The sequence below is a fragment of the Pontibacter qinzhouensis genome (assembly GCF_008017455.1).
Classification (GTDB): domain Bacteria; phylum Bacteroidota; class Bacteroidia; order Cytophagales; family Hymenobacteraceae; genus Pontibacter; species Pontibacter qinzhouensis.
Genome location: NZ_VRTY01000031.1, coordinates 23,386 through 44,345, shown reverse-complemented (window position 1 = coordinate 44,345; position 20,960 = coordinate 23,386). Strand labels below are relative to the sequence as shown.

At 38.2% G+C, this 20,960-nt stretch carries 22 protein-coding genes; 1 reads left to right on the top strand and 21 read right to left on the bottom strand.

Annotated features, from left to right (window positions below; genetic code table 11):
* From FVR03_RS10125 to FVR03_RS10035, 20 genes are all read right to left on the bottom strand, one after another.
* Window positions 1–1,146 (bottom strand): glycosyltransferase family 4 protein, encoded by a 1,146-nt coding sequence (locus FVR03_RS10125; RefSeq protein ID WP_147921632.1) that lies wholly within the window; start codon window positions 1,144–1,146, stop codon window positions 1–3.
* The gene (locus FVR03_RS10120; protein WP_147921631.1) at window positions 1,143–2,264 is read right to left on the bottom strand and encodes a glycosyltransferase family 4 protein; all 1,122 of its coding nucleotides are present in this window, start codon (window positions 2,262–2,264) and stop codon (window positions 1,143–1,145) included. Before FVR03_RS10120 ends, FVR03_RS10125 begins: the two co-directional genes overlap by 4 nt.
* Window positions 2,265–2,271: 7 nt before the next feature.
* Window positions 2,272–3,180: a glycosyltransferase family 2 protein gene (locus FVR03_RS10115; protein WP_147921630.1), complete on the bottom strand. Its 909-nt coding sequence runs from the start codon at window positions 3,178–3,180 to the stop codon at window positions 2,272–2,274.
* A gap of 28 nt (window positions 3,181–3,208) precedes the next feature.
* Complete coding sequence (locus FVR03_RS10110) at window positions 3,209–4,231, bottom strand: glycosyltransferase family 2 protein (RefSeq protein WP_187270112.1); 1,023 nt, start codon at window positions 4,229–4,231, stop codon at window positions 3,209–3,211.
* Window positions 4,232–4,248: 17 nt separating this feature from the next.
* Window positions 4,249–5,145, bottom strand: coding sequence for a glycosyltransferase family 2 protein (locus tag FVR03_RS10105; protein WP_147921628.1), 897 nt, complete (start codon window positions 5,143–5,145; stop codon window positions 4,249–4,251).
* A gap of 237 nt (window positions 5,146–5,382) precedes the next feature.
* Window positions 5,383–6,285 (bottom strand): glycosyltransferase, encoded by a 903-nt coding sequence (locus tag FVR03_RS10100; RefSeq protein ID WP_222707204.1) that lies wholly within the window; start codon window positions 6,283–6,285, stop codon window positions 5,383–5,385.
* A 5-nt stretch (window positions 6,286–6,290) separates the two neighbouring features.
* Window positions 6,291–6,923, bottom strand: coding sequence for an acetyltransferase (locus FVR03_RS10095; protein WP_147921626.1), 633 nt, complete (start codon window positions 6,921–6,923; stop codon window positions 6,291–6,293).
* Window positions 6,924–6,928: 5 nt separating this feature from the next.
* A complete protein-coding gene (locus tag FVR03_RS10090) occupies window positions 6,929–8,008 on the bottom strand; it encodes a DegT/DnrJ/EryC1/StrS family aminotransferase (protein WP_147921625.1) in 1,080 nt (359 codons plus the stop codon).
* Window positions 8,005–9,234 carry a glycosyltransferase gene (locus FVR03_RS10085; protein WP_147921624.1) on the bottom strand — a complete coding sequence of 410 codons (1,230 nt, stop codon included), beginning with the start codon at window positions 9,232–9,234 and terminating at the stop codon, window positions 8,005–8,007. The genes FVR03_RS10090 and FVR03_RS10085 overlap by 4 nt, the downstream gene beginning before the upstream one ends.
* Window positions 9,207–10,496, bottom strand: coding sequence for an ABC transporter ATP-binding protein (locus FVR03_RS10080; protein ID WP_147921623.1), 1,290 nt, complete (start codon window positions 10,494–10,496; stop codon window positions 9,207–9,209). Before FVR03_RS10080 ends, FVR03_RS10085 begins: the two co-directional genes overlap by 28 nt.
* 9 nt (window positions 10,497–10,505) lie before the next feature.
* Complete coding sequence (locus FVR03_RS10075) at window positions 10,506–11,372, bottom strand: ABC transporter permease (protein WP_255474157.1); 867 nt, start codon at window positions 11,370–11,372, stop codon at window positions 10,506–10,508.
* A gap of 112 nt (window positions 11,373–11,484) precedes the next feature.
* Entirely contained in the window at window positions 11,485–12,597 is a 1,113-nt protein-coding gene (gmd, locus tag FVR03_RS10070) for a GDP-mannose 4,6-dehydratase (RefSeq protein ID WP_147921622.1), read from the bottom strand.
* A 331-nt stretch (window positions 12,598–12,928) separates the two neighbouring features.
* A complete protein-coding gene (fcl, locus tag FVR03_RS10065; protein WP_147921621.1) occupies window positions 12,929–13,867 on the bottom strand; it encodes a GDP-L-fucose synthase in 939 nt (312 codons plus the stop codon).
* Window positions 13,868–14,015: 148 nt separating this feature from the next.
* Entirely contained in the window at window positions 14,016–14,738 is a 723-nt protein-coding gene (locus tag FVR03_RS10060; protein ID WP_255474158.1) for an IS3 family transposase, read from the bottom strand.
* The gene (locus FVR03_RS24360; RefSeq protein ID WP_187270111.1) at window positions 14,689–14,850 is read right to left on the bottom strand and encodes a hypothetical protein; all 162 of its coding nucleotides are present in this window, start codon (window positions 14,848–14,850) and stop codon (window positions 14,689–14,691) included. The genes FVR03_RS10060 and FVR03_RS24360 overlap by 50 nt, the downstream gene beginning before the upstream one ends.
* Window positions 14,851–14,882: 32 nt before the next feature.
* On the bottom strand, window positions 14,883–15,173 hold the full coding sequence (locus FVR03_RS10055; RefSeq protein WP_147921619.1) for a transposase: 291 nt from the start codon (window positions 15,171–15,173) through the stop codon (window positions 14,883–14,885).
* Window positions 15,174–15,330: 157 nt separating this feature from the next.
* A complete protein-coding gene (locus FVR03_RS10050) occupies window positions 15,331–15,702 on the bottom strand; it encodes a hypothetical protein (protein ID WP_147921618.1) in 372 nt (123 codons plus the stop codon).
* Between the two features lie 75 nt (window positions 15,703–15,777).
* Window positions 15,778–16,128, bottom strand: a complete 351-nt coding sequence (locus FVR03_RS10045) for a transposase (protein ID WP_147921617.1) — start codon at window positions 16,126–16,128, stop codon at window positions 15,778–15,780.
* Window positions 16,129–16,244: 116 nt separating this feature from the next.
* Window positions 16,245–18,608, bottom strand: a complete 2,364-nt coding sequence (locus FVR03_RS10040; protein WP_187270110.1) for a GumC family protein — start codon at window positions 18,606–18,608, stop codon at window positions 16,245–16,247.
* 55 nt (window positions 18,609–18,663) lie between these two features.
* Window positions 18,664–19,467 (bottom strand): polysaccharide biosynthesis/export family protein, encoded by an 804-nt coding sequence (locus tag FVR03_RS10035; protein WP_147921615.1) that lies wholly within the window; start codon window positions 19,465–19,467, stop codon window positions 18,664–18,666.
* A gap of 200 nt (window positions 19,468–19,667) precedes the next feature.
* Between FVR03_RS10035 and FVR03_RS10030 the strand changes: the two genes are divergently transcribed.
* Window positions 19,668–20,471: an IS5 family transposase gene (locus FVR03_RS10030; protein WP_147921614.1), complete on the top strand. Its 804-nt coding sequence runs from the start codon at window positions 19,668–19,670 to the stop codon at window positions 20,469–20,471.
* A gap of 335 nt (window positions 20,472–20,806) precedes the next feature.
* Here the strand turns inward: FVR03_RS10030 and FVR03_RS24355 are convergent, their stop codons facing one another.
* Window positions 20,807–20,956 (bottom strand): hypothetical protein, encoded by a 150-nt coding sequence (locus FVR03_RS24355; RefSeq protein WP_187270109.1) that lies wholly within the window; start codon window positions 20,954–20,956, stop codon window positions 20,807–20,809.
* Window positions 20,957–20,960 lie beyond the last annotated feature (4 nt).

The following is a 20,960-nucleotide window of genomic DNA, read 5'->3' as shown; positions in this document are numbered from 1 at the left end:
TTAATTAACTGCCTTTTGTAATAAATTATAAACCTGCTCCACCCTTTTCTTATGGTTACACAAATTTAAAATAAATTCTCTTCCTTTTCCTCCCATTCGAACAACCAAATCTTTGTCTTTTAAAAGTGTCATTGCCTTTTCGGCCATTTGTTCATAATCATATTCTTTAACCAGGAAACCGGTTTCACGATCCAAAACATTCTCAGTAATTCCACTATGAATAGTTGACACGACTGGTAGTCCAAATGCAGATGCCTCAGAAATACTATTTGGTAATCCCTCCTGATCTCCGTTATAGCTTGTTACGCTATGTTGCATATAAATCCAGCTCTTGTTTAATATTTCATAAACTTTTTGTCTTGGAAGGGCTCCCCATAATTTTACATTTTTGATATCTAAGTCATGAACCTTTTTTCTGCAATCAGCCATTAAGGGCCCATCTCCCACAATATTTAACTCTGCATCAGGAAAATTTTGATTTATTGTATGGAATGCATATAAAAGTGCGATAGGATTCTTTTTAGGCGTTAATCTTCCGACAAATGTTAAAACAGGATTCGGAGATATTTCAAATCTTTTGTCCCAGCCATGAGGCTTAATAATATCATTGTTAATTCCATAAGGGACAACAAAAATTTTATTCACATCCCCTCCCTGAAGAATTAAAAGTCTTTTAAGATGTTGTGAAGGTACAATTATTGAGGCAGCTGAATGAAATACCTTCTGAATTTCGTGTTTGTAAGAAGGATTACTAAAAGCAGACGAAGCGTCGAATCCATGGAAATGTACGACATAGGGAATGTTAAAATGATTTAAGAGTTCACTGAAAAGTACAGAAGTTGTGCCATATTCAATATACGCAACATCAAACTTATTCTTCCTCAGGAAATCTGTGCATCGTTTTTTTACATAAGAAATATCTGATTTAAGTTTATACTTATTCCCCGTGATAAAATGCAGCTTGTTAGCTAAAGGGGAGCGAGTCTGGTTATAACTTAAATTTTTAACTTTAACCTTATCATTGTTTATCTCAAAATTACTACTCGTTAAGAATGTTAAAGAGGTGGTTTCTGCAAGTGAAAATAGTAAATCCTTGATAAATGTTTCAGAGACTGACAGCCCTCCGTTGATATATAATAAATTCATGATTTAATTAAAGATATAAACTCAGAGGAAATTTGCTCCCAAGTAAAATGTTTATGTAACCTTTCATGCCCTTTTAAGCCAAGCTCTTTAGCAATATCTGGGTTTTCTAATAAATATATAATAGCATCCGCGAATTGATTGGTATTCTCAGGTTCTATAAGAATACCGGTATTCCCTATTACCTCTGGTATACCTCCTCTGTTTGATGCAATAATAGGAAGTTTAACAGCCATAGCTTCCGTTAATACCATTCCAAAAGGTTCCTCCCATGTAGACGGACAAACAAAAATAGAAGCATTAACTAATATGGGTAAGATTTGATCGTGAGTTAAATATCCTGTAAATGTTACTTTGTCCTTTAATTTAGATGCCTCAAACTTTACTTCATGAATAAAATCGCTTTCATAATCATCTCCAAAATGATGGCCGCCAATTATATACAGATGTACATTATCTAAACTTTTGCAAACTTCACTAAAGGCATTAATCAGTTCAAGCACTCCTTTCTCCCGCACAACTCGACCTACAAAAACGATACTTCTCTCGCTATTCGACCTGGCGCTTTGCAGATTAGCAAGCATTGCAGAATTATAGGTATTTGCCCCGTTAAATATTACTTTTAATTTTTTATCAAATGAAAATTGGGTCCTTTCATTTATCTCATCGTTTAAAAATTTACTACATGAAATAATTTCATCGTTAGACTTCATCACATCAGCCAATAGCTTGTCTGGAAGACTGAGCAGATGACTATTTTGCATGTGTAAAATGATACGTGCCTTGGGTAAAACTTTACGAAACACCAGTGCATAAGCCGGTCTGTTAAGAATATGGATCGTATTAATATTTTTCCATTTACAGTAAAGAGCAATGACAAGAGGATAAAGATTGTATTTCAAGTGATGAGATACTTGCTTGCTTCCTTTTAAGTACTTTGTGAAATTTTCAGTAGGAACTTGGTACAGATTCAATCCAGTATATGCATTCTTGTCTGGAGCAGCAAAAACTAAGCAGTCTACATTTATTCTCCTGTATACTTCGTAAACCCACCTTGCCAAAGCCCCGCCTCTTAAAGGAGAGAAGGGTTCATTGGATGGCAGTACAACAGCAATACGCATATTTTTATTAAATATTTTTTTTTAAACTTTTCAAAAATTGCATAAATGTCAATTTATCGAAAAAACGAAAGCCAAAATAATTTAACCCTATAAAAAAAGTAGAAATAGCTAAATCGTGTCTTCCCATCTTATTAGCATAATATCTAATTCTCGATAACCTGGCTCTAACAGCTTTTCTTAATAAATTCTCAGGAACTTGTACTTGATGCAATTCTAATAACTTTATCCATTTGTCTAGGCTCATTAACTGAAAATAGAACATTCGCGAGTTATCAGATCGGGCATTATTGCTATGGTTTCTGATTAACACATCAACTGTGTTAGAATATGATACTTGGAAGCCATTTAAGATACACCTAAGCCAGTAGTCAGGATCTTCACTAGACCTCAAATACGTGTCCCAGTCGCCAACTGCCTCATATACTCTTCGGGTAATAATAACATTAGAGGCAGAACCTTTTAGAGGGTTGTCATAAAAAAATTCTAATGGTGAGATATTATCAAAGTCGGTTCGTGCCTGCTCATGACTCGGTGTAGTTTTACCTTCTATAAGTAAATTATAATCTGAAAGTGCAATGTCAGACTTTTTTGATAATAAGACAGATATTTGGTTCTCTAACTTATTCTTAAGCCAAATATCATCCGCATCAATAAATGCAAGTACTTCACCTACAGCTTTACGCAACCCAAGATTTCTTGCAGACGAAGGACCTCCATTTTCTTTAAAAAAGGTTTTTAAACTTCTATGCTTTTCCTCTAACTTTTTAATAATCTCATAAGAATTATCTGTAGAGCCATCATCTATTAATATTACTTCTATTTTTGAATAGGTTTGATTATAAATGGAATCAATACATTCTTCAAGATAGGTGGCATTATTAAAATTGGGAACAATAACGGAGACTAACGGATCCATACGATATGAAAGGAAAGAGGGAGCTATATTAGGCGTTTAATTTCACACGCTTGTAAAGTAGAGTTCTAAAAACTCCTTTAAGCAATGGAAGTTTACTAGTAAATGTATTTTTCCAAGTGAAATAGCTGATTTTTAATAAATAGTATTCCGTGCCATTGAGAACCCCATCCTGATAAGAGCTAGATATTAACTGCTGTAACTTTTCATCATGACTTGTATTATGAGCCAGTGTATGCCTCGCAACAAGATCTATAAGGTTAGCCTTTAAGTACGGTAAGAATTGAGCTTTAGACTCTGTGGCTAAACAAAGGTTAATATACTTCTTGATAAAATAGATTCGGCTTTCGATAATTCTATCCAAAAATTTATGATCCTTATATCTATTCCTGCTCTCTTGCTCTTTTCTATAGTACACATCCGCGGGCAAGCTATCAAAGATCCCAAACAAGATATCAGGATAATTGAGAAGAATATTTAAATGAAAATCTGTATCCTGCAGCCGGGCAAGATTTATGTCAAAAGGCTTATCATTTATTACATCTGTTCGCCATATGGGGCAGGAAATAACCCATGGAGAGTCAGCTTTTATAAATCGGCTGATGTAATTGGCCGAGTAGCCAGGAAATACTCGTAAACAGTCATCAATGGCATTCTCCTTTGATCCGTAATAACTTAACATTTTAAATAAACCAAACCCGAGGTCAGGATTAGATTCCATTTCTCTCACCCTCTGTTTTAAACAAAAGGGCTCTAAAAAATCATCAGCATCTAAAAATATAAGGTATTTACCTTTTGCGTTTGATACACCTAAATTCCTGCAACTCCCTCCCCCTTTTGGCAGTCTGTTCCTGATTATAATTTTAAATCGGCCATCCTTGCGAACATACTCTTCCGCAATCGAAACAGAATGATCCGTTGACCCGTCATCAACAATTAAGCACTCCCAAAAGGTATAGGACTGTTTAAGAATTGACTCAAGGGTAAACCGGATATATTTCTCCCCGTTAAAGAGTGGAATTACTATAGAAACTAGTGGATTGCTTATTATCAATTTATATATTGTTTTATTTAGGCATTTGTGCTTTTGCTTAACCTCAGGCCTTTAATGATACCAGCAATATGGAAAGAGTCAAATAATTTAGTAATGAATTTGCTTCTGGAGAATAGTATGGCGTAGATAATCATTGAAAGAACATTTTTATATATCTTAAAAGATAAGAGCGTCTTACTGTATTTAGATGGCTCTAAAAGCCCTGTACTAATGCCACCCTTATATTTCCGCATTAAACAAAATTTTATAGTCGCTCTTTCTTTTGGAACGTAATGCCATACTTTCGCCTCTTTAACATAACATAAATCGAGCCCCAGGTCCTGCAATTTAAACATAACCTGGTGCTCCTGGCCTGTTGCTCCAGTGGTAGAATTTGGACCAAACCTTGGATTAAACCCACCGACCAAATTTAACTTATTTAATGAAACAGCCCAATTGCAACCAAAAATGTTAAAAATTTTATAATCTTCTCCTTCTTTCAATTTCCACCCTTTAGCAGACATGGGCAGAAACGTCTTATAATATTTAGCCGGTTCCTTTTCATAATCAATATCAAGTGGACCTCCGTAAATAAAACCGTCACCAGAATCTTCAAATGCCTTAGCATATGACGTAAGAAAATCTTTTGATAACCTGATATCGTCATCTAAGAAGATAATAAACGTGTTTTCCTGAAGACTGCTGATAACCTGGTTTAGTGCGGAACTCTTATTGGCTATTTCTGTGTACTGGTACTCACATTTAATATTGGTAAATTTCTTACAAACCTGTTCCGCTTGTTCTTTTGGACCATTTTCGATAACAATAGTTTTGGTATAAGAAGCAGGAAAATGGCATTCAGAAAGACTTAATAAGGTTCTCTCTAATAAGGAGTTTCTACCATAAGTCGGGATTATTAACACTATATTACTCACTTATAATATTCTTTTAAGTCCTTGTGTTCCAAAAGTTTATTTAAACAAAATAAAAGTGTTGTTTATTCTTTATAATCTTTGTTCACTTTTACTCATACTAAAGCTGTTACTTATAAGTTACTAATTACCATATGTTATCATTTAAATAAATTTTTAAAATTATAGTAATTCAATTGATCTATAAGTGTAAAATCATATAAAAGGTTTAAACCCAAAGCGAGTATAAATCTATGGGTACTAAACATTTCTGAATATTACTTTTAACAATGTTAGAAAATAAAAATTCTTGTATTTTAAATTAAAGACTGTGCATTGACGTAAAAGCTCCATCTTTAATTTATTGTTCTTATTTTCTATACTTAAGTTAACATAGTCTCTGTATAATGAATTAATATTCCTTATTAGAGCTTTTTTATTTTTTACAGGAGAGCTTTCAAGATAATGGGTAAATGTACGAATTGAATTTCTCAATTTCTTTTCTTTATCTATCATAGACCAGACCCCACCGTTATGAACCCGATAAGCAGCTGAGCAGTAATCCATATAGGCTGCATCTCCATTATATGTTAACAAGCTAAATAGAAACGTATCACCGTTTAAAACCAGTTTTAGATCTTTAGGGATCATAGAAGAAAAAACCTTTTCTCTGAATAAAACAGTCAGCGTAGGTGGGGTAGTGCTAGATAAAATATCAGTTTGTGTTAGATTTCTTTTGTACCTTGAAGTTAGCTTCTTACCAATACATACTCCAAATTCATTTACAACTGTAGCATCAGTAAAGCACAATGAAAAATCAGGATTAGCTTCTAAAAAATCAACTTGCTTTTGTAATTTAAACGGATCCGTCCAAAAATCATCTCCTTCACAGATACCAATATATTTTCCCTTACAAGCCTGTAAATTTTGAATAAAGTTAGGCATTACTCCCAAGTTTTTGGGGGGTAAGCGTAATTTAATAATCTCTGGAAATTTCTTCTGGTAATCTATACAAATTTCTCTGGTTCTATCGGTGCTAAAATCATCACCAATTATTAGCTCAATAGGAAATTCTGTCTTTTGCATTAATACACCTTCTATTGCCTGAGCAATAAAACGCTCATGGTTATAGGTTATCATACAAACACTTACAATTGGGCTCACTTCCATTAATAGTTTGATTTTATGATTTTTGCTGGAACACCAACTGCTACTGTATGATCAGGTATATCTTTAGTTACAACAGCTCCTGCACCTATTACAACATTATTGCCTATCTTGACTTTTGGTAAAATCGTTGCACCAGCACCTATAGAGACAAAGTCTCCTATTGTTACTTCTCCAGTAATAATAGCCCCAGGAGATATTTCAGAGAATCGACCAATACTAACATCATGATGAAGTAAGGCACCTGCATTTATAAGTACTCCAGTACTTAATTTAACTCCATTCGAAATATAAACATTTGCCATGATGTTTAAACCAGGCCCCAATTCAACATCATATTGTCCTATGCTAGCACTTGTAGAAATTACTGCTTGAAGTTTTCCTCCCAAGCTTAAAAATTTACTACATAGAAAGGAACGGCTTTTAGGACTACCGAGTCCTATGGCAAATTCTGGTGACTGCTGTAACACCAATTTTGCTTCGTCGATTGAATTAATAATAGGATAAATGCCGTAAAGTTTTTCTGATAAATCTTTAGACACATCATCAAAAAAGTAAAGATCCTGCAGTTGTTTATTTTTCGCTAATACACTTAGCACATCTTTTGCATGGCCTTTAGCTCCTAAAATTATCATTTAAATTAGTAATTTTGGGCTCGTAATATAGCTCTTGACATCATGTCTACCTCTTCAAAAGATAAATCATGATAAAGGGGAAGACAGAGCACTTTTTTAGATAATTCACTTGAATTTTGCACCTCCTGCGGTGTTACATAATTAAGTGTTTCTAATGATGGATAAAAATACCTTCTTGGATATGCATAAACTCCATGTAAGGCTTCGACAGCTTTTAGGAGTGCAGCTTCACTTTCAAATACAAGCGGATAATATGCAAAATTGAATTCTGCATTAGCTTGTATTACCGGTCTAAAGGCTCTAAGTGGACGAAGTATTTTATTATACCTTTCGGAGATTTCTCGTCTCCGGTTTAATATCTCTGAAACATATTTCAGATTACATAAACCCATAGCAGCATGAAACTCACTGTTCTTGCCATTTATACCTAAGCCATGGAACTTATCTGGTCCGTCATACCCGAAGTTACGCATGTGAGCAATTTCTTTGGCTATTGCTGTATCATGTGTAATGATAGCGCCACCTTCTGTAGTATGAAATAATTTAGTAGCATGGAAACTTAAGGTACTTATATCTCCAAAATGAAAGACAGATTTTCCATTATATTTTGTGCCGAAAGCATGGGCGCCATCATAAATAACTTTGAGCTTATGTCTTTTGGCTATTGCTTCAATAGCCTCAACATCGCATGGATTACCGTAGACATGTGTTGCTAATATAGCTGTTGTTCTCGGTGTAATTGCAGATTCTATTAGAGCAGGATTAATATTTAGGGTTTCCGGATGTATATCAACAAATACAGGTTCGCATCCTTCCCACACGATACTACTTGTAGTAGCTACAAAAGAGAAAGGAGTGGTTATTATTTCTCCCGAGAGTCCTAGTGCTTTAATGGCTAACTGTAATGCAATTGTACCATTACTTACAAAAAAGAGGTGAGGCACATCGAAATACTCTTTTAAACTTAGTTCAAGTTCATTTACCAGAGGACCATTATTAGTTAGCCATTCCCTTTTCCAGATCCCTTTAATCTGCTTTTCATACTCCTCCAAAGGAGGTAAAAATGGCTTTGTAACATTTATCATTTTATAAATTCTTTAAGAATCGTATATCTTGTATTAAGCTGCTTATCATGAGAATACAGTTCTAAAGTTTTTTTCCTACCTCCTTCACTAATTGCCAATAACTTAGAATAATTATCTTTATAAATTAAAATTTTGTTTACTATTTCAGATACATGAGGCTTTATTATAATAATTTCTTCTTCATTGATATAGCCATCATTTTGGTTTAATTCGTCACACGCCATTATTGCTACACCATTTAGAGAAGCTTCTATACATGTACCTAGTGGGAATCCATCGAAAGCTCCGTCAGCTAATTGAAAAGGTATATTTGGGGAAAGGATTAAATCTTTACTTTTAAAGAAAGTATTTAAGAAATTGATATTTTGAAATCCATAGAAGGTTATATTATTACTAATTTCAGAAATATCAATATCATCACTGTTAAACCCACCCACAACGTGGAAATGAAATATAGAAGATATTTTAACTAGCTTTTTAGCTACAGCTATAAAAGTATCATACCCCTTATCGATTCCCAACGGGGTATACTTAGCAGCAACAAAACAAATATCAAAAGTATGCTTCTCACTTCCTAACCGTTGTTTAGGCAAATGATTTGTTTTACTTTCTACATCACCAACTACTCCAAATATATAACTTATTTTATCCTTAGAACATACACCTTTTGCAAGAAGATAGTCAAGTGTAATTCTTTGTGTTACAATCACCTTTTTCAAATTAGGTGACTCTAAGATTCTCTTTAGTTTTATATCTGATTGTTCGTTATGTAATCTAAAACCACCTCCAGGATACAATGTAAAAACAAATGGAATTTTGTAGTAATCTACTAAATCAATTATCCTATAAGCATTGCTTAAGAATACACAATACAACAGTTGTGTATTAAAATTTACTAATCCCTTATAAAAGTAAACTTTTGCATCTTTTCTTTTAAGCAAAAACTCATTTCTGATCGAATTAAAAGATTCAGTTCCTTCAAGAAATCTTAATGCCGATCCAGTAGATAATACTTTCGTATTCTTAAAAGCAGAAATATAATAGTTAAACTCTATAAATCTAAAGAGTGATTTTTCAGAAGGAAAAATATCATCATAAATAATGAGGTTGTACTTCTTGAACCCTATATAAGGTTTAAAATAATGCGAACCTCTAAGGGCATTAGTAATTAATTTGAAACTATGTTTAACTTTGTCCCTTATTCTACTTTTTTTGTATTCCAACATAGTTCAGGTCTTATTAAACCATTCCAGGTACCAAAATAATTTCCTCTTTTCTTACCGTTATCAATATAAGAGAGAGTAATAATCTTTTCTAAATGGCAAATGACTCTATTGACATTATTTACTAATAATACACTTATATTAAAGTCACCTTCATTAAATAAGTTTGCTGGAATTACACAACAAGATTCATAAATACCTTCTTCTAATGGGATTCTGTAATATGGATCATTGATAGAAGGAGATGCTAAAATGTATTCTTCTCCTTTACCATAAATTGATATTGAATAGTTGATTCTAGCTCCTTCAGATTTCGATTTGAATCTAATTTTAATGTAAACTTCTTCATCCAGATAAAATTCCTCATTGTTATTTGAATGAGAATCTTCAAGGTGAATTGAAATAATTTCTATAGACTCTCCTCCTGGCCTTGACCCTTCTTTCCAATGCATGTAACTTTTTCTTTCAGCTCCGTCATTGTCGGCTAAATAATAGGAAATCATATCCTTAACATTACCTTGATTCCAGACGCTTCCGTTCTTAAGCAGAATTGCTCTTGAACAAAGAGCTTGAATCGCAGCCATATTGTGACTCACAAACAGAACTGTTCTGTTTCCGCCTTTACTTACATCTTGCATTTTGCCTATGGCTTTTTTCTGAAACTCTGCATCACCTACAGCTAATACTTCATCAACAATTAAAATTTCAGGCTCAAGGTGAGCTGCAACAGCAAAAGCCAATCTGACACGCATACCTGAAGAATAGCGTTTAACAGGTGTGTCTATATATCTTTCGGTTCCCGAAAAAGCTATAATTTCATCTAACTTGGAGCGAATTTCAGCTTTTGTCATACCCAGGATGGCCCCATTAAGAAATACATTCTCACGGCCTGTTAACTGATCGTTAAAACCAGTTCCCACTTCTAGTAAAGAGGCTATCCTGCCTTTTGCTTTTATAGTACCGAGAGTTGGTGATGCAACACGTGACAGCAGTTTTAACAGGGTAGACTTTCCGGCACCATTCTTACCTATAATGCCCAATAGTTCTCCTTGTTTTACTTCGAAATTTATATCCCGGAGTGCCCAAACATAATCACTGGTCCCCTTTATAGTTCTGTCATTGACTTCACCTAATTTAATATAAGGGTCTTCTTTTCCTCTTAGTTTGTGCCACCACCTGTTCAGGTCGTGCGATATAGTTCCTGAACCAACTTCCCCTAACCTATACTGCTTAGATAAATTTTCAACTTTTATTACTGTACTCATTTTTTAAATTTAAACTGTATCCAAAAACGTCTTTTCCACTTTATTGAAGACAATCATGCCTAGAATAAAAATCACAACTGCAAAGACGGTAGGATATATAACATACATCCATTGAAATGAACCTGAACTTAGAAATGCAAATCTAAAAACCTCAATGATAGAAGACATTGGATTTGCCATTATAAAAGTTTTGTACTTTTCTGGAATTCCGGAAACAGGATAAATTACAGTAGAAGCGTACATTGCCAATTGCACACCAAAACCAATTAGAAATTGCAAATCTCTGTACCTTGTTGTCATGGCAGAAATAAGCATTCCAAACCCCATGGCAATAATAGCCATTAAAACAACCAACAGTGGGACCAACAGCAGGTAAGCATTGGGCTGCACGTCAGCACCAGTGAAAATATAGTAAGAAAGGAGAAGCAGGAATAATACAAACTGCACACCAAACTTCAGCATGTTTGAAACAACAATAGCAAGCGGTGTTATTACCCTAGGAAAATATACTTTACCGAAGATATTGGCATTGCCCACAAATGTATTTGAAGTAGCTGTTAAACAGGCTGCGAAGTAGTTCCAACAGGTTATGCCAGCCATGTAGAAAAGAAGTGGCGGCACACCTCCTGTAGAAATTCCTGCAATATTACCAAAGACAATGGTGAAGGTAATAGTAGTAAAAAGAGGCTGTAAAAAGAACCAGATAGGCCCAAGAATAGTCTGCTTGTATACCGCAATAAAGTCTCTTGTTACAAACATCTGCAAAAGGTCCCTGTAACGCCAAACCTCTTTCAGTTGCAGGTCGAATAGGCTGGATTTTGGTTCAATTACCAGAGACCAGTCTTCTTCTTTCTCTTTCATTAAATTTGTTATCATGTTTTAAAAATAAGGCAGAATAAAAGCATTTTCATTAAAATGCTTTTATTCTGCCTGCAAAGATACATGAATACTTTTAAGATCGGAATGCTCTTATAAGTAAAATATTTACCTACTCATGATAATTTAATATACGATGTCCCCCTTCAGCCAGGTAGGTGTCACGCTTAAAGAGTTCTATATCTGCCTGCATCATATCTTTAACTAAAGCAGCCAGATCATATTTAGGTTCCCAACCAAGTTTAGTTTTTGATTTCGTAGCATCTCCTATAAGCAATTCCACCTCGGTTGGGCGGAAATAATTAGGATCCACACATACTACCTCCTTGCCAATCTCCACCTGATAGTCGGGATTAGCACAGGCTTGTACATATCCTTTTTCCTCTACACCTTCTCCTCTGAATTCCAAGTCTATGCCAACCTCCGCAAAAGACATTTTCACAAAATCACGAACCGTAGTCGTAACGCCGGTAGCAATTACAAAATCTTCAGGAGTATCCTGCTGCAGAATGCGCCACATGGCATCTACATAATCTTTAGCATGCCCCCAGTCACGCTTAGCATCCAAATTTCCTAAGTAGAGTTTATCCTGCAGCCCCAGCGCAATTCTGGAGGTAGCCCTTGTTATTTTACGGGTTACAAAGGTTTCACCTCGCAATGGAGACTCATGGTTGAAGAGGATTCCATTACAGGCATACATACCATATGCTTCACGATAATTAACCGTAATCCAGTAGGCATAAAGTTTAGCAACAGCATACGGTGAGCGAGGGTAAAAGGGAGTAGTTTCAGACTGTGGCACAGCCTGCACCAGACCATATAATTCTGAAGTAGAAGCCTGGTAAATGCGGGTTTTCTCTGTTAGACCTAAAATCCGGATGGCCTCCAGAATTCGCAGTGTTCCCAGGCCATCTGCATTGGCCGTATATTCCGGCGTATCGAAGCTTACCTTTACATGGCTCATGGCGGCCAGGTTATAAATCTCATCCGGCTGGGTTTCCTGTATAATCCGGATAATATTAGTAGAGTCCGTCAGGTCACCATAATGCATCTTAAAGTTTACGTTCTTCTCATGCGGGTCCTGGTACAGGTGATCTACACGGTCTGTGTTGAAAAGGGAACTGCGACGTTTTACACCGTGAACTTTATATCCTTTGCTTAGTAGTAATTCAGCTAAATAGGCACCATCTTGACCTGTAATGCCAGTAACGAGGGCTGTTTTCATTTTATATAAATTAGAAATTCAAAATTAGAAATTATGTTTATTGATCTCAGTGTTAAAAACCACTCCTTACCACCAATACCGTTTACTTGAGCTTGTGATGAGGTCATTCTGAGCTTGTCGAAGGATCTATTTCGAACCGGTTTATATTTAATAGTTCCCTCGGCTACGCTCGGGATGACCTTTCGAGTTCCCTAAGTTGATGGCATTGTCCATATCTCCTCTTTGAAAAAAGGAAGGGTGTTTGGATAATTTTTTCTTAAGTAGTTTCGCTAAAATGCGGCGTGTCTTTAATGTTATAATTAGCACATCAGCACCTTAGACCGTTAGCACATTAAAGTGAAGTTACATACTTTTCTTTAAAGTCGGCATAAGACAGGGCAATGCCTTCTCTCAGTTCAGTTTTGTGTTTATAGCCTAACTGGTGCAGTTTCGAAACATCCATTAGTTTGCGGGGGGTACCATCGGGTTTGGTAGTGTCGAAAACAAGTTCACCCTTAAAACCAACCACTTCTTTTACCAATAGTGCCAGCTCTTTAATGGTCACATCCTCCCCTGTTCCAATATTCACCAACTCACGTCCACTGTAATTTTCCATTAAAAAGACACATGCTTCGGCCAGATCATCGGCAAACAAAAATTCTCTTCTGGGACTGCCTGTGCCCCATACGGTAACAGATTGAGCTGCGTTGTCTTTCGCCTCATGAAATTTCCGGATTAGCGCTGGCAATACGTGCGAGTTATTCAGGTCGTAATTGTCGTTGTAGCCATAAAGGTTAGTAGGCATAACACTTATAAAATCGCAGCCATATTGGTCGCGGTAAGCTTCACAGAGCTTAATGCCGGCAATTTTGGCTATGGCGTATGGCTCATTTGTCTGCTCAAGTGTACCAGTCAGCAAGTATTCTTCTTTAAGTGGCTGGGGTGCCATCTTAGGATATATGCAGGAGGAGCCAAGAAACTGAAGTTTTGTAGCTCGATGCACATAGGCTGCATGAATAATGTTAGCCTGTATCATTAGGTTATCGTACAAAAAATCAGCCCGATAGGTATTGTTTGCATGGATGCCCCCTACCTTGGCGGCAGCCAGAAACACATAGTCAGGCTTTTGGCTTTCAAAAAAACTAAGAACCGCTTGCTGATCCCGAAGATCCAGTTCCGCAGATGTTTTGGTAATAATGTGAGTGTATCCATCCTGCTCCAGCTTGCGGCATATGGCAGAACCCACCATTCCCCTATGCCCTGCAACATAGATTTTAGAACTTTTATTCATGGTTAATTTAGAGTATTAGTCAATCATATGTCAATATACATGAAAATGTTACTTCGACTGTAACGGGAAATCTGTTAAGAGGTTCTATATTTTAGACTAACCTGTAAATTTTTAAAATGGACTTGCAATGTTTTACTGAAGACTTTTTTCAGGCGGCCACTGTTTGATTGTTTAGGAGTTCTTCATACTGGTACGGGGTCAGGTAACCGAGTGTAGAATGCCTCCTTTTGCGGTTATAAAAGCTTTCAATGTACTCGAAAATAGCCAGCTTTGCTTCCTGCATGGTGGCAAATTGATGGTGATATATCATCTCTGTTTTCATTGTTTTAAAGAAGCTCTCTGCCACAGCATTGTCCCAGCAATTGCCTTTCCTGCTCATACTTTGCACGACCGGCTTGCTCTCCAGTTGCTCCCGGAAAGCACTGCAGGCATATTGTACGCCCCGGTCAGAATGGAACAAAAGAGAGTGAAATAGCGGCCTGTTTCTGATAGCCATTTGAAAGGCAGCTACCGTGGTCATCTCCGCCTCCATGGTCTCGCTCAGCGCCCAATCGACCACTTTTCTGTCAGCCAGGTCCAGTACGATCGTCAGGTAAAGCCAACCTTCCAGCGTCCTGATGTAGGTCAAATCGGACACCCACTTCTCGGCCGGCCTTTCCGCTTGAAAATCCCTTGCCAAATGGTTCTCTGCCACGGTAAAGACATGACTGGAGTCGGTGGTCTGTATCCTATACTTCTTTCTGATGATGCTTTGTATCTGATGTTTCTGCATGAGACGGGCTACTCTTGGGCGGGAGGCCCGGATTCCCTGCTCCCCAAGTTCAAAACTGATCCTGGGGCTCCCGTAGCGGCACTTGCTCTGCTGATACACCTCCTTTATTTGTACCACCCACCAACTCCTGCTCTTTCTGCTCTCGCAGACTCACGGGGTGATGAAGCCAATAGTAGTAACTGCTGCTACTTACCTTCAGTACTTTACACATCTTCTTAACGGGAAACTGGTTGCGGTGCTCCTTTATGAATCCGTATACCGCCCGTCTCCCCTGGAGAAGATGTTGATGGCCTTTTTTAAAATATCGCGCTCCAACTGCGCCTCCTTCAACTCTTTTTGTAGCCGCTTAATCTCTTTCTGCTCGTCATTTAATCCTTCGGTAGATCGTACCGTTGAGCTGTCCTTCTGCCGCCACTTGCTCAATCGACCCGGATCTATACCCAACTCGTCTGCTACCGCTTTTACTGATCCTCTCGCATGGGAAAGGTCAATGGCCATCCGTTTAAAGGAGGCGTCAAATACACGTCTATCCATCTTTTTCAAATTTAAGCATTTAATTAAATCTGCCTAAAAAAGGTCTCCACTCAAAGGTAGCAACTCCAGCTCTTGATGTTGCGCCTGAGGTAGTTGAGTTGCCTGGAGATGGCTTTGCAGATTTCCTTCCTGCTCTTCTTCTTTTTCTTGGCCGTGTTTAGATAGTCCCGGCGGGCCTTGCGCCCGGTAGGTGCGTGGCGTTTTTAGCCAGCCTCAGATGCAGGCACAGCCCGTCAATGAGGCGCTCGCTCTCTTCCCGGCTCCGGGAGAGCAGGTCCAGGTCGGTCGGGTACTTGATCAGCTGGTCAGCCACGGTGGCGTCTAGCTTGAGACTGCCCTCCCGTTTCTGATTCTTGGCCGGGCTGTCCGCTGCTGCCTCTTCTTCCAGGGATTGGCTCTCTGTCGGGGTAATCTCCGCCGGAGGCTCCGGCTTATGGTCTGACTGCTCTGGGGGCTGCTTTTCTGCTGAGGCCGCCTGCTCTGCCGGGCCGGCAATACCGAGCGCGCTGGCAATAAGCTCCTGGCTCATCTCATCGAACTTATCCGCACCCAGCCGGTAGCGGAAGGATGTAAAGAGGCTGCGGTCGAACAGGGGCTCGGGCTGTTAGGAGCTCAGGCCCAGGAAGTACTGCAGGTACATGTTCTCCCGGATCGTCTCGACCACCTCCCGGTCGTCGAGCTTGAGCTTGTGCTTGATGATAAGCGAGCCGATGACGATGCGCGCATCCAGCGAGGGGGCGCCTTTATCGGCGCTCATGCACCGGTAGTAAATCTGGGCCAGGCTGTCCCAGGGAATGGCAGCTGCCAGCTTTACCCATCTGTTCTGCCTGTCCAGATGCAGCTGGAAGGGTGTCTTGAATTCCACTATGCTGAGCTGGTTGCTGGGCGTGTAACGGATCATCTGGTGCAAGCTTTTTGAACATAAATTACTAAAATCTGTGCACTTTAAAAACAAATGCACCTCCTAATACACTTAAAAAGAGATCCTTAAGCCTTTTTCATCAAACCTTAATTATATATTGATTAACGTGGGCTATCATTGCCATATAAAAAAATTTTACTATTCCATTGTTAACCAAGGCGCTTCCACCACGCCTTATCCTCAGAGTCTTCGGCATAATAGCCATAACCGTAACCATAGCCGTAGCCGTAGCCACTTTTAGAAAAGTTAACGTCGTTAAAAAGAATAGCAAGATTTTTTACTTTACCAGATTCATACTGCTGCTGTATCTGAGCGAGAAATTGTTTTGGGGTATACTCCTGCCGTACCATATACACATTTACATCTGCCAATTGCATAAGTTCCAATCCATCGGAAAGAATGCCGACCGGAGGTGTGTCAAGAATGATATAGTCGAATTGTTTTTTGATGTACGTGATTAATTCTTCGTTTCGCTCACTTAAAAGCAGTTCGGAGGGATTTGGAGGGATATCGCCGGAAGGTAATACAAATAGCCCATTAACTTTTGAAGGAAAAATGACCTCATTTAAATTGGCATGACCGGCTAGAAAATTACTTAAACCCACAGGCGATTGCACGCCAAGGTCGGCATTATCGTTTGGCTTGCGCATATCGGCATTTACCAGTAGAGTCTTTTCGCCCGAAATTGCCAGGATATAAGCTAAATTCTTAGCTGAAAACGTTTTTCCTTCACCACTGATAGAAGAAGTTATTACGATAATTTTACCTGATCCGGAATCTGAATTGATCATAAATTTCAGATTAGAACGCAAGGTTCTGAACGATTCAGCCAGCGCAGATTTTGAATTTTGCTCCATCAGCATTTTTTGCTCTTTTTTATTATGGCCGATCATTCCCAACAATGGTATAGTGCTTAAGCGTCGCAAGTCATCTACCTCATTTATTTTGTTGTTAAAATAATTTTTAAGGAAGATTAGGCCGATAGGAAGAGCTAAACCTAAGAGTAAAGCTGTAATATAATTTTTACTGTCGGTAGGCGCAATCTGAGCTGATATTTTTCCTTCGTTGATAATCGTGATATCTGAAGTATTGGCCGCCTTTGCAATACCTGTCTCGGCTCTCTTCTGGAGCAAGAACACATATAAATTTTCGCTCAGACTATAAAGACGTTGAATATTTACAAGTTGGCGTTCCGCTGAAGGAATCTCCTTAAGTAAGCCTAAAACTCTGCTCATACGTCCATTTATATCTTTTAATTCTATGTTGTTAGCTACCACAGCATTATTAATGCTTTTAAGCAAATTGGGAATCAGTTCATTTAATTCCCGTTTTAGTTCTTCCAGCCTTCTGGCCTCAATAGGATTTGCTAAAGTTCTGCTCTGCGATAGCACATCTATCTGCACCTGGAGATCAAGTAACCTAGTAATATGAGAGCTTAAGACATTGTCACTAATTCCAAAACTAGAAGGCACAATCACATCATTGTAATCCTTTCTGGTATTTATGTAATTGATTAGATAATCATAATACTTTTGATTGAGCAGCAGGACAGCCTTGGCTGATTGTAGTTCCCGAAGTTCGGAATCTATCAGACTGCCACTGTTCCGGATATCGAGGGAGATATTATTCTTCTTAAAGTCCTCGAGTCTAGTTTCTATAAAATAAAGCGAATCAGATATTTGAAGCAACTGATCATCTATAAAGTTAACCGTGTTCTCAGCCTGTGTATTTTTAATGGCCAAGTTATTCTCCCGGTAACTCTCCATATGCGCGTTCAGAAAATCGATATCCTTTTTAGGAGTTGGACCTCTAAGCTTTATAACAAGAAGAGCAGATGCATCCTTAGGGAATGAAATATCAAGGGCATTAGCATAAGTCTGAGCCAATCGACTAAGGTCATTAATTTTAAATAATGACTGCTCCTCCTCTGATCCTATTGAAGCTGGAATATAGATTTTAAATTTAAAGTCTTTAATATTGTAAAAACGACCGGATTTAAAAGTCTTATCTTCTAGTAACTTTCGCCAGCTGGAACTTTCACTAGTCAATGTATACTCTCCATTATCTTTTGAATTAATAGTGAACATAACACCATAGGGTACTTCTGAAGCAGCATCAAATTCTACCTTAAAGTTATGATCCTTGTAAATTTCTGTTAATTTTACATTACCCTTTATATAATAGCTTACATCAAAATCTAGTTTCTTTATCGTTTTAAGGGCTAAGGATTTACTTTTGAGTATTATAGATTCATTAGATAAGTTCTGACTACTTCTAAACATTTCGGTATTCGCCATAACAGCCGACGCAGAAATCCCCTCAGTATTTCCAGCTCCTACCATAACAGAAGATCTTACCTCATAAATAGGTTCTGTATACCTGTTAATGAGGTAAGCAAGTATCAGCGCGACAAATGCCGATCCTAATATTAGATACTTAAAAGCCAGTAGTTTACTAATTAACTTTTGGATATTTAAACCCTGGGATTCTTGTTGAGAACTATTATTTTCCAATTTCAAAGCTTAATACAAAAAAGAAATCCGAATTAAATTCTTTCATATAACAAAATTATCTAGTAAATCTCCAGACTAACAACGAGATAGACGATACAACGGAAAGCATCAAAGTAAAATTCTGCACTATATTTTCTCTGAAGAATCTGGCAGGTAAAGGATCTATTACTATCATATCATTTGGCTGTATATAATAATTTTTCATACCAATTATATCATCTTCTAAAAGACTAAGCATATAAATTTTTGCCTCTCCACCTTCCTGCCGTATTAATCTAATTTGCCCCCTATTAGCAAAAGGTGTCATACCTCCTGCACTGGCCAATGCTTCCATCAAATTTAAATTATCCTGAAGTGAAGTAAACTGACCTTGCCTTAAAACCTCACCTACGATAGTATATTTGAATGTTAGTAATCTTAGATTTACTGTTGGATATTCAAAGTAAGGAAGTAATACCGAAGAAATTCTAACTCTTGCTTCTTGCATGCTAAGGTTAAGTAGATTAACATTACCGATAACCGGCAAGTTCAAGTTTCCATTTTCATCAAGTGTATAACCAGTAAGTAGCGGATCCCGTTCCGTACCAAAGGTAGTGGCGGGTGCTGCCAGAAAGTTATTTTCAGCGGGTGTAGTAGTGCGAATTTGTAAAGACAGCACATCACCAGGCTTTAGGGTATAAACTGGCGGTTGTAATTTTATGATTTTGAGCAACACATCGGCTTGCGCCTGATCCTTTACATTTGCTTCTTCCTGTAGCAATTTTATTTTCCTTTGTGGTACACAGCCTCCAATCATCAGAAGGGTTGCAAAGAAACAGATAAGGGAAAGAATAGGGTATGTTTTCTCGATTTTGAACATTGCTAATTAAGAACATGTCAGCTTAAATTGACGGTTAATTCATTAATCTGAAATGGCGAAATTAGGAAATAAATTAGGATATGCTTCACCTCCTTATAAAAATAAATTTATTGACACTCATAATTAAACCCGTTGTTGATTGAATAGATCAACTTAGAGCATGTTTAAATATTAGCCAATGGTCATACAAAAGCGAGTGAATGCGTAAGCAAAAGGGTAACCAAACCATAAAACTTATGCAATCTCACTACCAGAGACTTACTGACTCGCAGTGGGGAGCTATCCGAGAAACGCTCCCTACTCATCGCAAACGCGATCATAGTTTAAGGGTTATAGTCGATGCCATTCTCTGGTGCCTTCGCGTCGGAAACCAGTGGCGGAATCTACCCGACAATTTCCCTAAGTGGCAACTTGTCTACTACTATTTCAGAAAGTGGCAGACGGACGGCACGCTCAAACGCTTGAACTGGTCGCTTAATAAACTGGAGCGGAAGCGGGTTAACAAGCCGGCCGTGCCCAGCCTGTTCTGCATTGACTCACAGTCCGTTAAAGTAGCCCCATTCATCAAAGAGGAGACAGGGGTGGACGGCAACAAAAAGATAAACGGTCGCAAGCGCCATGTCATCACAGACACCCTGGGGCTGGTTTGGGGGGTGGTGGTGCATGCTGCCAACAAGGCCGACGGAGCGGTGGCTGAACGGGTGGTAGAGCCGATGCTGGGTTACATGGACCGCATGAAAAAGATACTGGCCGATGCGGCATATGAGAAGGTTTTTAAGGGGTGGGTCGAGGAAAACTTACTTGGTGTGGCGTTAGAAATCACTTCTAATCCCCCAGGGACAAAAGAATTCGTTCCGGTTAAGTGGCGGTGGGTGAGCGAGCGGGCATTTGGCCTCTTCAACTTCTTCCGCAGGCTCGATAAAGACCATGAAAAGACCACTCAGAGTGCAGAAGCATGGGTGTTATGGCACAACTGCCAGCTGATTCTTAACAGAATTGCCTGACGAACAACAACTTGAAAATTTAAGCACGCTCTTAGTTACCGGAACAATTGTTTCATCTTCGAAAGTAAAATTAAAATTAGTGCGTAGGCTTAATTTTCCGTAAATCTTCACATCAAGGCCTATATTGCTGTTTAACCTGATCCAAAGCCTATTATAACCTTATCGTAGCCGGTCTGGTAGTATCTGATGGTACTCGTACTTACAAGCTCATTTAGGTTTTCCCTTATATTGGAATATTTGGTACTTTTCAGGAGGCCAGACCTATGCAGTACCCCCTCCCTATCTGGGGTTTTCCAGGATTCGTATTCGTGCATAAGTCCAGTGCCGGCTTATAGCTACACTTCATCGGACCGGAGCAGGGCCAACCGAATACCTGCTCCGGTCAGAGACTGGAGATCTAACCCGCGTGTCTGGTCGTTCTGCAACTGCACAAATGGCTCATAACAAAGCCTTTGCTTCCGATGTAGGTTTACTCTGGAATGCATAAAT

Bases quoted from the DNA above. Each gene is read 5' to 3' on its own strand.
- FVR03_RS24355 (WP_187270109.1), bottom strand. From the start codon at position 20,956: ATGCATTCCAGAGTAAACCTACATCGGAAGCAAAGGCTTTGTTATGAG.
- FVR03_RS10035 (WP_147921615.1), bottom strand. From the start codon at position 19,467: ATGTTCAAAATCGAGAAAACATACCCTATTCTTTCCCTTATCTGTTTC.
- FVR03_RS10120 (WP_147921631.1), bottom strand. From the start codon at position 2,264: ATGCGTATTGCTGTTGTACTGCCATCCAATGAACCCTTCTCTCCTTTA.
- FVR03_RS10095 (WP_147921626.1), bottom strand. From the start codon at position 6,923: ATGATAATTTTAGGAGCTAAAGGCCATGCAAAAGATGTGCTAAGTGTA.
- FVR03_RS24360 (WP_187270111.1), bottom strand. From the start codon at position 14,850: ATGTGTAAAGTACTGAAGGTAAGTAGCAGCAGTTACTACTATTGGCTT.
- FVR03_RS10050 (WP_147921618.1), bottom strand. From the start codon at position 15,702: ATGAGCCAGGAGCTTATTGCCAGCGCGCTCGGTATTGCCGGCCCGGCA.
- gmd (WP_147921622.1), bottom strand. From the start codon at position 12,597: ATGAAAACAGCCCTCGTTACTGGCATTACAGGTCAAGATGGTGCCTAT.
- FVR03_RS10085 (WP_147921624.1), bottom strand. From the start codon at position 9,234: ATGTTGGAATACAAAAAAAGTAGAATAAGGGACAAAGTTAAACATAGT.
- FVR03_RS10055 (WP_147921619.1), bottom strand. From the start codon at position 15,173: ATGGATAGACGTGTATTTGACGCCTCCTTTAAACGGATGGCCATTGAC.
- FVR03_RS10075 (WP_255474157.1), bottom strand. From the start codon at position 11,372: ATGATAACAAATTTAATGAAAGAGAAAGAAGAAGACTGGTCTCTGGTA.
- FVR03_RS10080 (WP_147921623.1), bottom strand. From the start codon at position 10,496: ATGAGTACAGTAATAAAAGTTGAAAATTTATCTAAGCAGTATAGGTTA.
- FVR03_RS10030 (WP_147921614.1), top strand. From the start codon at position 19,668: ATGCGTAAGCAAAAGGGTAACCAAACCATAAAACTTATGCAATCTCAC.
- FVR03_RS10090 (WP_147921625.1), bottom strand. From the start codon at position 8,008: ATGATAAATGTTACAAAGCCATTTTTACCTCCTTTGGAGGAGTATGAA.
- fcl (WP_147921621.1), bottom strand. From the start codon at position 13,867: ATGAATAAAAGTTCTAAAATCTATGTTGCAGGGCATAGGGGAATGGTG.
- FVR03_RS10115 (WP_147921630.1), bottom strand. From the start codon at position 3,180: ATGGATCCGTTAGTCTCCGTTATTGTTCCCAATTTTAATAATGCCACC.
- FVR03_RS10125 (WP_147921632.1), bottom strand. From the start codon at position 1,146: ATGAATTTATTATATATCAACGGAGGGCTGTCAGTCTCTGAAACATTT.